This is a genomic window from Amazonocrinis nigriterrae CENA67 (genome assembly GCF_016056305.1).
Classification (GTDB): Bacteria; Cyanobacteriota; Cyanobacteriia; order Cyanobacteriales; family Nostocaceae; genus Amazonocrinis; species Amazonocrinis nigriterrae.
This window is the reverse complement of the sequence record NZ_JAECZC010000012.1, coordinates 1-13110: the sequence shown is the minus strand read 5'-3', so window position 1 is coordinate 13110 and position 13110 is coordinate 1. Positions and strand designations below refer to the sequence as shown.

The window sequence follows — 13110 nt, the reverse complement described above, 5'->3', positions numbered from 1 at the left end:
GCAGCTTTTGAGCAGGGGTGCAGGGGGGATGAGGGAGATGAGGGAGAAATAAGTTTTAACTCCTAACTCCTAACTTTTAACTCCTCACTCAGCATTCAGCACTTTTTGATTAATCCACTCTAAAATAGCTTGGTTAACTTGTTCTGGGCATTCATCGTGGGGACAATGCCCCACATCCTCTAACTTCAGTAATTGTAATTTTTCGTTGTACTGAGTAAATCTATTAGCAAGTATGGGTGGGACAAATCGGTCTTTTTGCCCCCAAATTAATAGCATCGGGATTGTTAAGGTTGGTAACACTGCCTTGACACTGGGACTAAAGTTAACAGCGATCGCAGCTTTGAACAAGGCACTAAAAGCACGGGCAGAACCACGGTCTTGGGGAGGGCCAGCTAAAATCTCTATGAGTTCATCAGTAATTGCCTCTGGATTAGCATAAGCAAGGCTGGCCCAGCGACGCAGGATGTTAGGTCGGCGCACGAAGTGAAACACTGGTTTCAACAAAATTGGGGAAGCAACTATATTTTTGATGGCTTTGACCACAGGTCGCAAAACAGCAGGAATAGCTTCTTGTTCTAGCGACGGGTCGGGCAGACTCATCATTACAATACCTTGCACCATATCCGGATGGGCAGAGGCAGCCGCTAAAGAAATCAGTGAACCATTGGAATTCCCCACTAGCACTGCTGGCTGACGGATAAAGGCTTTCCAAAAGTCGTACACCTGTTCTACCCACAGTTCTATACTGTAATTTATCGGCGCTTTTTCAGAAGCACCAAAACCCAGCATATCTAAGGCGTAGATTGTGTGGTGTTCGCCTAACACCTCTAAATTATGTCGCCAATGACCAATAGAAGCACCAAACCCGTGTAGCAAGATTATAGGTGTTGTTTTTTCCTGGTCTTTGGCAGGTCGGATGTAAGTATAGCGAGTTTGCCAGCCCCGCCACACCCAGTCCCTTTGATTACCAACCCGTTGCTGCCAGTGTAACGTATTGGTCACCCCTTCCTCCGATTCATTAAGCATTAGTCTAATTCCAATATAGGGAATTGGGAATTGGGAATGGGGAATGGGGAATGGGGAACTCGGGGTTCCCTCTGGGGATAAGGGGCAATGGGGAATGGGGAAAACAACTAACCACTGACCACTGACAACTGACAACTGACCCTTACGGGTGACGCTCCTGCGTCGCTAACGCTGCGCTAACGTCAGTTGTTCATGGGGGACTCGGGGCCCCCACGACCGCTCGTGAGTGGGGATTGGGGGAGAACCCCCAAGACCACACTGACTCACCACTGACAACTGACAACAAAAATAATTGTTACAATATTTAACGCTTGTCTAGGTTGTGTAATTTAGATTAACTATTGCAGAGAAATTCTCTAAGAGTGAGTAGAATGACAAATACAACAACCACTAACTGCTCATGAATTAGCTACCCTAGAACTATACACTCATTTTGAAGTCCTCAGTTATTTTTAAGTACTGTGCTTCTGAGGCATCCCAAACAAAACCAAGTCAATCAAGTCCAATCTACATACTTAACTAAAGAGCTCCCAATAATCATAATGCCTGTGATTGAGAAGAAAAGAACTCGCGATCTGCCCCAAATTAACGAACGTATCCGCTTCCCGAAAATTCGAGTCATTGATACCGATGGCTCGCAGCTGGGAATCATAACTCCACAAGAAGCACTACAACTAGCTGAAGAAAAAGAGCTAGACTTGGTGCTTTTGAGTGACAAGGCTGACCCGCCGGTTTGTCGGATCATGGACTATGGTAAATACAAGTTTGAGCAAGAGAAGAAGGCGCGGGAAGCCCGGAAAAAGCAGCACACAGCTGATGTCAAGGAAGTGAAGATGCGCTACAAAATAGAGGAACACGACTATAACGTGCGTGTCAAGCAAGCAGAGCGCTTTCTTAAAGATGGTGATAAAGTCAAAGCAACTGTGATGTTCCGGGGTCGAGAAATTCAACACAGTGATTTGGCAGAAGATCTGCTCAAGCGCATGGCAACTGATCTGGAGCCGTTTGGTGAAGTGCAGCAAGCGCCTAAAAAAGAAGGCAGAAACATGATGATGCTGATTTCACCTAAAAAGTAATCTCTAGATTTTCTAGACACCAAGCATAATCACAACTGAAAAGTTTGCAACGATCCCCCAATCGTTGAAATTTATACAAAACTGATAGTCCTGAGCGCTGAGTGGGAAAAATAATACTCAGTTGCTCAGGACTTTTGTTATTTCTGGGGAATTGGGAATTGGGAATTGGGAATGGGGCATTGGGAATTGGGCATTGCTTATTTATTCTCCCTCATCTCCCCCTGCTCCCCCATCTCCCCTGCTCAACAGATCCCCTGCTTCACTCACGTTATGCGGTGCCGCCGGAAAGTAAGACTGCATGGAACTAAAAAATTACTCGTTTGCTCCAAATAGAGACACTTTGGCACGACTGCTACAGTGGGTGAATCTACGGCCTGAAGAAGGCGATCGCACTTGGCTCATGTTTGCCTTCTATACAACTGTCTCGGTAGGATTACGGTGGGCAGAGGACAGTACAGTCGCCATGTTTTTAGACGAATATGGAGCTGGTTCACTGCCTTTGATGTACATTGCCAGTGCAGCAATGGGTGCAGGAATAGTTTTTGTCTATTCTTGGCTGCAAAAGATTTTCCCTTTGCGCTGGGTAATTGTGGCGATCGCCCCCTGTATGGTCGCACCATTGATGTTATTGGTGTTGTTGCGTTGGGGAAGCAATTTTTCCTACTTGTCTGTAATCATCGTATTTCTGATGCGGCTATGGGTAGATGCACTTTATGTAGTCAATGACCTCAACACCTCGATTGTTGCTAACCAACTATTCAACATTCGTGAGATTAAACGTACTTACCCATTGGTTAGTAGTGGTGTGTTGGTGGCAGATGTAATCAGCGGCTTTAGTTTGCCTTGGCTACTACAATTTGCCCAGCTCAATAGAGTCCTCATTATCGCTTGTGGAGTGATTATCTTGGGGGCGGGAATCCTATCCTATTTAAGCCATCAGTATCAAGCAGCTTTTCCTGATGCCCCACAACGACTAATTCCCCAAGAACAAGCCTCTCGACATCGCCGCCTGCAAGCCCCCATTAAGCGCTATACATTGCAACTGTTTGCCTTTGTTGGTTTTTTGCAAGTGATTGGGCTATTGGTAGATTTTCAATATCTCCAAGAACTGAAGGGGAATTTAGGCGATCAAGAACTCGCCAGTTTCTTAGGCCTATTTGGTGGCATTGTGGGACTGTGTGAGTTAGGAACTCAGTGGTTTGTCTCCAGCCGACTAATCGAACGTATAGGAGTGTTCTTCACTGCCGCCCTTTTACCCATCATTGTAGGCTTTGTCGTTCCAGGAGCGATCGCCCTACTCAATTTAATCCCAGCAATGCAATCGCAAAGCTTGTTTTGGGGGCTAGTAGTTCTGAAATTCTGTGATGAACTTCTGCGTTACACATTTGTGGTCAGCAGCAGCCCAGTGCTATACCAACCAATCCCTGAACGCATTCGCAGCCGTACACAAACATTATCTGGAGGAACTGCCGAAGCCATCGCCACAGGGTTTACAGGAATGATTATTCTTGTAACTTTATTTTTGTGCGGGCAGTTTGTGCCTAAATCACTACAACAGTGGATATTAATGGCAGAAACAGTAGTAATAGCTGCTGCCTGTTTAAAAGTAGTTTGGGTATTGCGATCGCGCTATGTTGATTTGTTAGTCTTGAGTGCGGAACGAGGTGAACTCAGTGCGGCTAATGTCGGTCTACGGGTCTTCAAACAGGGGGTAGTCAAAGCTTTAGGAGAAACAGGTAGCACCGCAGATAAACACTCATGTATTGAACTTTTAGCCCAAATTGATCCCCAAGGTGCAGCCCAAGTTTTAGCACCTCTGTTAATTAAGTTACCCCCAGATTTGCAGCGTCAAAGTTTGGAGGTGATGCTGATGGGAGGCGCAAATTCTGTTTATGTGCTGGAAGTACGTTCTTTGTTACAACAGCCCGAAGAAACTGTTGATCCTGAAGTTTTTGCCTTAGCCCTGCGTTACGTTTGGCTGGCTGAACCTAATCCTAATTTGAGCCAACTGGAAGACTACCTACAAGCACGACACCATTCATTGATTCGTGCTACCGCCGCTGCTTTAATTTTACGTCAGGGAACACCCATACAAAAGGTAGCAGCTACCAAAACTATGCGCCGGATGCTAACTCATAAACATGAACGAGAACGGGTAAATGGAGTCAAAGCCCTCAGAGAAGCGATTTATTTACAGGCCCTACGGATTCATATCCCACATTTGTTGCAAGATGAGTCTTTACGGGTGCGCTGTGCAGTATTGGAAATGATTGCGGCTACCCGTTTAGAAGAGTACTATTCGGCTTTGCTAGGGGCACTTTACTATAAGTCAACTCGCACGACAGCTATACGTGCTTTGATTCGATTAGAAAATGAAGCTTTAGAAATGCTGTTGCAACTGGCTAATAATACTTACAAACCCGAAATTGTCCGAGTGTATGCCTGGCGAACTATTGCTCAAATCTCTACTCTAGAAGCGAAGGAGTCTTTATGGCTGCACTTGGAAACATCTTGGGGGGCTACTAGATATCATATTCTTCGCAGCTTACTAAAAATACAGAAACAACCAGAAGCTATTAGTGCATTAGATAGCTTTCAGCACAGTCGGGTAGAAACGTTAATTGAGCAGGAATTAAGGTTTTTAGGTGAGATTTATGCTGCTGACATTGACTTGCAAGCACAACAAACTCTCAAAAATTATCAATCAAATCAAAGAGTTGTGATTGTCTGTGAGTTATTACAACGCGCACTTCAAGAATTAGAATTCGATGTTAAGGAACGGATACTGTTACTATTGAGACTACTTTATTCTCCAGAAAAGATGCAGGCAGCAGCATTTAATTTGCGATCGCAGTCAGTGACAAACTTGGCGCGGGGATTAGAAATTTTAGAGCATACCGTGAATTTACCCACCAAATCTTTGCTGTTGAATATTTTAGACCAGCGATCGCACCAAGAAAAACTGCATTATCTGGCAGAAGCGGGGTTGTTAGAATATCGACCGATGGCAATTAGCGATCGCCTGCGTCGGTTGCTGACATTAGGTAATTTACTTTCTGACTGGTGTTTAGCTTGCTGCTTTCATGTTGCTTTAGTTAGCCGCATCCGATTAACAACCGACGAAATTTTAGTCTCGCTACGCCATCCTACTGGCTTTGTCCGAGAAGCAGCGATCGCATATCTGAGTGTGGTATCACACCGTGTCTTGCTAGAACTTTTACCCAAATTGCAAAAAGATTCACACCCTCTGGTAACGGCTCAAGTCAAGGAGTTAATGAAAAAATACCCAGTTAACAAATAGCCGTTATATCACGTCCGTTTAAACACTTATGATATCTGTGGAGGTCGGGAATTGGGAATTGGGATTATTCAATATGCCCAAAAACTCCATCCACAAGGGAATGGAGTTTTTTATTCGCTTTGAGTAGACTGTTCGTTGAAATGGCGATCGCGGGCTTGAAAAGCGGCAAGGGCAGTATGCAAAGTAAAATAAATATGTTCAGAGCCAATCTTTTGTAAAAGCTGCGATCGCTTTAGTTGTTTGTAAAGATCCTGTTTGACTCGTGTCATGGCAAAGGTAATACCTTTAGCGGCTAGTTCGCTATGCAATTGTGCTAATGCGTCAATGGCAGTGATATCAACTTCAACAATAGCTTCTGTGTTTAGCACAAACCACTCTACGGGAGTTTTTTCTGCCTCAATTGCTGACAATGCCCTTCGTTTGAAATGTTCTACATTGGCAAAGCAAAGCGGAGCGTCATATCGATAAATTACTAAACCTGGGATAGTTTTGGCTCCTTCCCAATCTTCAATGTCGTGTAAACCTGGTAAATCTGGCACTTCACCTAAAACTGCATCGTGTGGTCGTGCTACCCTGGCAAATAAATCAATCACAGATAAACCCACTGCAATACCAACACCAACCAAAATATCTGTGAATAGAACTCCAACGATTGTGGCTACAGCCAAGAATAACTCACTGCGTCGAAATTGTGTCAATCTGAGAAATTCTGGAATTTCAATCAGTTTGGTAGCTGCATAGATCACAATTGCCCCCAATGCAGCTTTCGGAAACTCTGCCAGCAAGGGACGTAGGAATAATAACACCAAGATAACTATAACCAGAGCAACTAAAGAGAACGCCTGGCTTTTGCTTCCTAATGAGTCTGCGATCGCAGTGCGGCTACCGCTACTACTAATTGGAAAACCTTGCATCAATCCGTTTCCTAGATTTGAGGTGCCTAGCGCTAATAGTTCTTGATTTGCGTCAATTTTGTAGTGATTACGACTAGCAAATGCCCTTGCTGTGAGTACATTATCTGAATAGCCGACAATTGCAATGCCAATCGCAGAAGCGACGAGTGTTGATAACTCCTGAGTCGATAATTTCGGTAAAGTCAAATGAGGTAAGCCCGCTGGAATCTCTTTGACTACCGCCACCCCTTGTTGCTCGAGATGGAATAACGCTACGCTAGCCGTTGCTAGTAAAACCGCTAACAAAGGCCCAGGCGCAGTTGGAAAGCGACGCTGAATGATGAATAAAAAAGCTAAGACTATAGCTGCTAAAATCAGGGTTGGCTGATGAATTTGATCTAGCTTGCTGAAGAATTCACCCACTTCCCCAAAAACAGTATTTGCTTCAATTTTAATGCCACCAATTTTACCTAGTTGCCCTGTAATCATAATTACGGCAACCCCTGCCATATAACCAACTAGAATCGGTTTGGATAGCAGGTCTGCGAGAAATCCCAAGCGGGCAATGTAGCCAATTATGCATACAATCCCGACCATGAAAGCTAGTACAGAAGCCAGACTTGCATAATTACTACCATTAGATGCGACTAAAGGAGCGATCGCTGCCGCCGTCATTACCGCCGTTGTCGATTCTGGCCCTACCGATAGTTGAGGTGAAGATCCCAATAAAGCATAAATAATCATTGGCGGCAGAATTGCCCACAATCCTACTACAGGTTGCACCCCTGCTAATTCCCCATAAGCCATGCACTGCGGAATTAAGTAAGCTGCTACTGTTACACCCGCCAGTATATCAGGGAGCAACCATGCTCGCTGGTAAGACAGCAACCGTTTTAACCCCGGTATACCTGGTAAGATTACTTGATGCTTTTTAAACATAGCAAATACAAATCAGGCTTCGATTTAGATTCAGAAGATATTAATTAGTTTAAGAGACAGTTAAGATAAGCACATAAAAAGATTTGTACACAGAAGATAAGGGAGTAACACCATTTCACGAAAAATCTGATACAAATTTTTTCTCCCCTGCTCCCCTGCCCCTCTGCCCCTCTGCTCCCCTGTTACCCCTAATCCCCACTCCCTTCGGTCGTGGGGGCCCCGAGTTCCCCTGCTTGCCTAAATGTATCAACTTTAAAGTGAAACGGTATAAAATCCCCCTCATCCCCCTCATCAAGTTAAGCAACCATCAACTCAGAATTATTTTCAGATGGGGGGCCATCCTGGACTAGAGAACGGGTTTGGCCGTTGCGCTGGAGGATACCACTAATCATGGCTAACATAGCGTTTACCTTGCGGGTGCGCCATTCATCGACTAGTTGCTGGACTTGGCTAGCAGACATCCGTCGCATCATCGCTTCATATAGATAAGCAGCATGACCGGTTTCATCTTGAGCAATACTTAACATGCCTAACTTCAAGTTGCGGCTGGTTGGCTCATGATCGGGTAATACATTCGCCATGCGGGTAAAGTCTTTGCTTGCATCCAACTCTAGAATGTAAGTGCTGGCCATAAACACATCCCAGTCAATGGCAGCAGGTTTTAGCTGTTCAGCAGAGTAACCCTCAAAGTAGGCGACAAAGAAGGGACTGCGCTGTTGTTTTGATTTACTTGTAGATGTTGTTTCGGGTTGACTTTTGAAATCTATAACTTGTTTATTCAGTTGCTTCAAAGCGTGGGCAAATATTTGACCATGCCTAGTTTCATCTAAAGCATGTTTTGCCAGTTTTTCTGCTAGCCATGTATCACCTTCAGCAACTGCGCGATCGCTCAGTGCAGACAAGAACGGTACAGAACCAGACTCTGCCAATTGAAACCCTGCAAGGACGTTGGGACGGGTTTTTAAATCACGGATTTGACTGGCTGAGTAATAAGCAATGGCACCCGAACCCGCTAGATGCATGAGGTAAGTTAAAAAGTTCATTGTGAAGATGGAGAATTAGTTATTTTCATTCTCTATGCTAAACAACGATTTGCTAATATCATGCGTGGGAGGTATTTTGGTGAGATTGGATGGAAAAGTTAACTAAGCATATACTTATCTGGCTGGGCATAGCTATCATTATTTTGGGTTTGATGGGCTGTGAGCGATTTTTTGGTGTTTCTGGTGACTTAGTTGAACGAGTTAGTGATGGCGATACTTTAGCAGTGAAAGATTCTCAAGGCAATAAATTCACTGTGCGCTTTGCTTGTATGGATGCACCGGAAATACCTCATTCCAATAAAGAAAAAAATAGTAAAAGCGCTAGCGATCGCAATCAGTTTAGCTGGGGAGTGAAGGCGCAACAAAGGGTACAGCAATTGGTGCAACAAGGAGGCGATCGCGTCAAGTTGAATATTACAGATAGCGATCGCTATGGTAGAAAAGTGGCAGAAATCCGTTTAAAGGATGGTACTTTTGTACAACAAGTTTTGTTGCGGGAAGGGTTAGCAAAAGTGTATCGCCCCTATTTAAATAAATGTCCCAGCAAAGATTTAGTGCAACAAGCCGAAGCTGAAGCGAAGCAGCAAAAACTTGGGGTTTGGAGTGATGCTAAGTTTATCAATCCTTGGGAGTATCGCAGCTTATATAAATAAAACCAAGTTTGAAATCTCTTACCCCTCACGGGGATGGAAATGTTGAAAAATGTGATGGATGGAGAGGTAGAGAAGAGATGGCGATCGCATTCGACAATGATGATCAAGTATTTACTCATTCACAAAAATAGCGTCATGTCAAGGTATAAAAATCGAACACAGATTTTAAGGGAGGATATCATGAAAGAATCGGTAATTTATCAAGATATTCTAGAACAGGGAAACAAGGAGAACAACGTCTAATTATTCGTCAGCTAAATCGACGCTTCAGTTAATTGCACGTTTTGTGCTTAAGAGCGTCATATCCAAGGGTAGGAGGTAACCTCGCCCTCTTGCAAGTGGCGTTGGAGATTAGGGAAAAGGGTTTTCAGGATTCTGCACGGATACAAGAATAGTGACTAATTAAGCGGACATGGTATTATTATTAGTTTGTCGTTTGTGAATACAGATATTTATGAGGAAAAATGCCATACCATTACTACTCTGTGGAGTGGTTGTCAGTTTTGGACTACCGTCATTGCTAGCTCAAGCACAACAGGTAGTTTCTGATACCCAAGTAGCGGCAATGGTGGAAGCACTACGACAGGCTGCACCACAAACAGGCATCCAAAACGATGGACTTTACAGTCAATGGCAAGTCAAACCAGAAACTCTCAAAGGCTGGTCGAAATATTGCCTGAAACGAGAATTAACACCGACACAATTTGAAAATAGTCCTGTGACAGCACGCTCTGTTATATCTTGTATTACCCGCCGTGAGTTAAATAAGCAATTTGCCGCTACTAGCAATAATGAAACTGCATCTGTGCGTGCTGTAGCTTGTTGGTGGATGACTGGTAACTATACAGGCTGTAACAGCGGCTTTACTGCTGCTTATGTGCAAAAAGTTCTTGGTTTTTATCAACAGCAGCGTTCAAAACCAGCAGTTAGTCGTTGACTTTGAGAGTAGTAGGAAGGAGCCACTTGATGGCAGTCCGTTCAAGTGGCGTTAAGTAGGAAGTGGTGTAGTTAAATTACTTGAAAAGTGAGAATTTTGAGTTTAACAATCAAGCTTCTGCTGTAATTCCAAGTTAATATTTCAATTCTTTTTGCTTTATCCATGACCATTTTAACTGTAGAAGCCCTATGTTCAGAAGCTGCTACATTTTCAAGAGATTTGTTGGTGAATCTACCGTATACATCAAAGATTTTGCTCCTAAAACTTGGAACTATCTTGAGACACATGCACAATACTTAAACAAAAGAAAAAGCAAGATTTATCAGCAAAATCCTCGTTTTTCTATTTTTGGTGTCGGTTCATATACTTTTGCACCCTGGAAAATTGCAATTTGCGGACTTTACAAAAAATTAGATTTTAGATTGATAGGTCAGATAAGTGAAAAACTCAAAACTACTTTAAAAAGTATACCCAATGCCCCATGCCCTGCTCTCATACTACTCCCTCCAGGGGTAGGATGAGCTTAAACATAACTTTCCTAAAGGTAAATTTTGATAACGAGTTTCTGCCCCATCAACTTCCACCACCAAGTTACTTTTGATTTGCTGTATCTTTTGATTGGGATATAAGACAAAGAAATATGCGCCTACAAACATGATTAGAAGGATGATAGTGAGTACCATACTTGTGTTCATTAGAGCCAGTTTTGTGCTTTTACCCAATCGTTAACAGCCAACCAGCTTGTGGTTTAATCTGGGAAAGCCAAACCAGTCATTGGGTCACGGATATATAACCCTAGTGTAAGCGATCGCATCACTTCATCCCAATGAGGTGTCAGCTGTTCTGCTTGATCTGCCCAATAATCGAATGTAATCAAGCACTGAACATTTGACCCCAAACCAATGCAAGTCCGTGAAAATGCTTCTCGTGGTTCTTCTTGAGTGTCAATAAACTTGATCTCTGTCCAGACAATTCTGGCGGTTTGGCGCTTGACGGTGATAATTTCTCCCTTGGCAATGACGTTGCGACTATCGTCTTCCATAATTTTCTTTAAAGTGGGTTTTAGCGGAAACAAACTCCAATCATTGGGTGGCAGACGATTAAAAGATACTTCTAGACAGCAATCATCGTTGGGTGGTTTTTTATCGAGGAACTTGAAGGATTTTTCTTGTGGCTCAAAAACCCAATCTTGAGGAACATTGAAGCGAACAGCACCCCGGTCTGCAACAAAAATTTTGTAGCCTGATGGAGATTCCCAGCGGTGGTCAGGTTTTAGTTCAAGCGTTTCTTTAATCCACTGGAGATTGCTTTTTTTACGCTTTGCCATAGTATTTTTGCCAATTTTCTCAAGAGTGCGATCGCACTTGGTTGAGTCGTAGGCGATCGCCTATTTCGTTAATCGTATCAAATCGCTAGTATCGATAGCCAACGTTGTGGTAAGGTAGCGTGCAAGATGGACAGCACTTGATGCCAGTTGCTACAACAATGAGGCAGTCAGGTCTTGAGGAGCCACTAATGCAGATGGTTTACCGACAGACGCGCGCAATTGGCGTAGTTTCCAGCTAACTAGCTTTTGGGCTTCTTAACATGAATTACGCACGGACTACGATTTTACGTCATTACGAGCTTAGCGTTGTAATCGCAAAAGCTTAGTTTTTCGTCATGAGTGCGTAATTCCTATTTAATATAAAGTTGGTGTTGCTAGATATACAATTTTTGAAATTGCAGTGTTTCAAGTATTCATAGTTTGGCATTGCTAAAATTAAATACAAATTTCACTTTCCACCAAATTTATAACCCTGTTTCTAGAAGAAGTCAGGGGTCTAGCCTTTGCGCGATCGCTTCATAGGTGGAAATGGTAGATTTGCATAAAACTGAGCAGTCAGGATGATATTAATGATGTACTGCAATTCAGTAATAAGGTTATGTCCGTGCAATCTAAATCTCCTAAACCTCTTCAACTGTTTTGTGCCTATGCCCACGAAGATCAAACATTACAACATAAACTAAAAGAAAGCCTGGAGATTTTGAAGAAAGAAGAGGTTATTACTGACTGCTATTACCGAAAAATTGGGCCAGAAAAAGAATGGCACTATCAAGTAGATGATCGCTTAAATACATCTGATATAATTTTGTTGCTTGTAAGTGAAAATTTTATAGCTTCGGGTTATTGCCATAATAATGAAGGCAATACTAATGCTGAATTCAAACAAGCAATGGAACTGCATAATGCTGAAAAAGCGACAGTTATCCCTATAATTCTTGACTCTATTCATTGGATTAATACACCGTTTGGCAAGCTTCAAGCACTACCCAAAGACACCAAAGGCAACAAACCTGTGAGTGACTGGAAGTCCCGTGATAAAGCTTTTAAAAATATTGCTCAAGGTATCCGGGAAGAAGCTAAAAAAATGGTCAATTCTACCTCTAGCAAGGCTTCAAAAAATACGCAAACAGCCACATTTTCCGGCTTAGGAATCATTGTATTAGTAGGTGCTATCTGGATCTACTCTAATTCTCAACAAAGTAACATATCAGAACCTCGTCCTACTACTAATATTTTACCTAAAACAGAAATATTAAATTCTACTGGCTGGATATTGATAGGTAAAATTAACAATACATCAAGTAGCTTGACTACTGAAGAGCCACTGATTGAACCTTTTATTGATCCTCCTGTTATTCCATCACGAAAGTCAGTAGTTACGGTTAAATACGAGATAGATTTGAGGAAAGAAAAACCTCCTTCGTCAGAGTTACTTCAGAAACTTCAACCAGGAGATCAGCTAGTCATATTCCAAGTACAACAGATAGCTAAATCTAATCAGAATTCACCTTTTGAAGTGTGGGCGCAAGTCCGTAAATGTAATCAAAATTGTCAGCAGTGAAAATAATTAACAGGCTATTTACAAACACAATATTAAGTAGGGAAAGCAAAGGCGGTAATCCACCATTTATCTCGGTGCGTTACCCTTCGCTATAACGCACCCTACTGGCTGACTTTGCGCCTTTGCGCCTTTGCGCGAGACAAAAAAAGATTTATGCAAGAAGTCTAAGACCAATACTGACACCAAAAAGCGCCCCCCCAATTGGGAGAGCGCTATTTAATTGATTAGACGTGGCTAGAAGAATTAACCGTTAATCGCAGGAGCAGTTAGTGCAACAGGAGCAACATCACCAGCAGCCAAGTCTAAGGGGAAGTTGTGAGCATTGCGCTCGTGCATTACTTCCATACCCAAGTT

Annotated in this window: 12 protein-coding genes and 1 pseudogene; 7 read left to right on the top strand and 6 right to left on the bottom strand. The window is 42.9% G+C overall.

The window, feature by feature from the left end; translation table 11 throughout:
- Positions 1-84: 84 nt before the first annotated feature.
- Positions 85-1002, bottom strand: a complete 918-nt coding sequence (locus I8748_RS09240; RefSeq protein ID WP_198124345.1) for an alpha/beta fold hydrolase — start codon at positions 1000-1002, stop codon at positions 85-87.
- Positions 1003-1568: 566 nt separating this feature from the next.
- Here I8748_RS09240 and infC point away from each other — a divergent pair.
- Positions 1569-2102 carry a translation initiation factor IF-3 gene (infC, locus tag I8748_RS09235; protein ID WP_015111888.1) on the top strand — a complete coding sequence of 178 codons (534 nt, stop codon included), beginning with the start codon at positions 1569-1571 and terminating at the stop codon, positions 2100-2102.
- Positions 2103-2400: 298 nt separating this feature from the next.
- Positions 2401-5403, top strand: coding sequence for an MFS transporter (locus I8748_RS09230; protein WP_198124324.1), 3003 nt, complete (start codon positions 2401-2403; stop codon positions 5401-5403).
- Between the two features lie 110 nt (positions 5404-5513).
- Here the strand turns inward: I8748_RS09230 and I8748_RS09225 are convergent, their stop codons facing one another.
- Positions 5514-7235, bottom strand: a complete 1722-nt coding sequence (locus tag I8748_RS09225; RefSeq protein ID WP_198124323.1) for a SulP family inorganic anion transporter — start codon at positions 7233-7235, stop codon at positions 5514-5516.
- Positions 7236-7531: 296 nt separating this feature from the next.
- The gene (locus tag I8748_RS09220) at positions 7532-8278 is read right to left on the bottom strand and encodes a ferritin-like domain-containing protein (protein ID WP_198124322.1); all 747 of its coding nucleotides are present in this window, start codon (positions 8276-8278) and stop codon (positions 7532-7534) included.
- 89 nt (positions 8279-8367) lie between these two features.
- Between I8748_RS09220 and I8748_RS09215 the strand changes: the two genes are divergently transcribed.
- The 4 genes and pseudogenes from I8748_RS09215 to I8748_RS35000 all read left to right on the top strand — a co-directional run.
- Complete coding sequence (locus I8748_RS09215; protein ID WP_198124321.1) at positions 8368-8931, top strand: thermonuclease family protein; 564 nt, start codon at positions 8368-8370, stop codon at positions 8929-8931.
- A gap of 39 nt (positions 8932-8970) precedes the next feature.
- The gene (locus I8748_RS09210) at positions 8971-9174 is read left to right on the top strand and encodes a hypothetical protein (protein ID WP_198124348.1); all 204 of its coding nucleotides are present in this window, start codon (positions 8971-8973) and stop codon (positions 9172-9174) included.
- Between the two features lie 211 nt (positions 9175-9385).
- A complete protein-coding gene (locus I8748_RS09205) occupies positions 9386-9868 on the top strand; it encodes a hypothetical protein (RefSeq protein ID WP_198124320.1) in 483 nt (160 codons plus the stop codon).
- A gap of 218 nt (positions 9869-10086) precedes the next feature.
- Positions 10087-10314: pseudogene (locus I8748_RS35000) on the top strand (SAM-dependent methyltransferase); the annotation flags it as partial.
- Positions 10315-10365: 51 nt separating this feature from the next.
- Here the strand turns inward: I8748_RS35000 and I8748_RS34555 are convergent.
- Together I8748_RS34555 and I8748_RS09195 are read right to left on the bottom strand one after the other, a co-directional pair.
- Positions 10366-10524, bottom strand: a complete 159-nt coding sequence (locus I8748_RS34555; protein ID WP_214662486.1) for a hypothetical protein — start codon at positions 10522-10524, stop codon at positions 10366-10368.
- Positions 10525-10616: 92 nt separating this feature from the next.
- Positions 10617-11195: a hypothetical protein gene (locus I8748_RS09195; protein WP_198124319.1), complete on the bottom strand. Its 579-nt coding sequence runs from the start codon at positions 11193-11195 to the stop codon at positions 10617-10619.
- A 598-nt stretch (positions 11196-11793) separates the two neighbouring features.
- Here I8748_RS09195 and I8748_RS09190 point away from each other — a divergent pair.
- Positions 11794-12756, top strand: coding sequence for a toll/interleukin-1 receptor domain-containing protein (locus I8748_RS09190; RefSeq protein WP_198124318.1), 963 nt, complete (start codon positions 11794-11796; stop codon positions 12754-12756).
- A 243-nt stretch (positions 12757-12999) separates the two neighbouring features.
- On the opposite strand, the gene I8748_RS09185 is transcribed toward I8748_RS09190, so the two are convergent.
- The coding region (locus tag I8748_RS09185) for a photosystem II protein D1 (RefSeq protein WP_198124317.1) at positions 13000-13110 on the bottom strand (111 nt) is incomplete at its 5' end.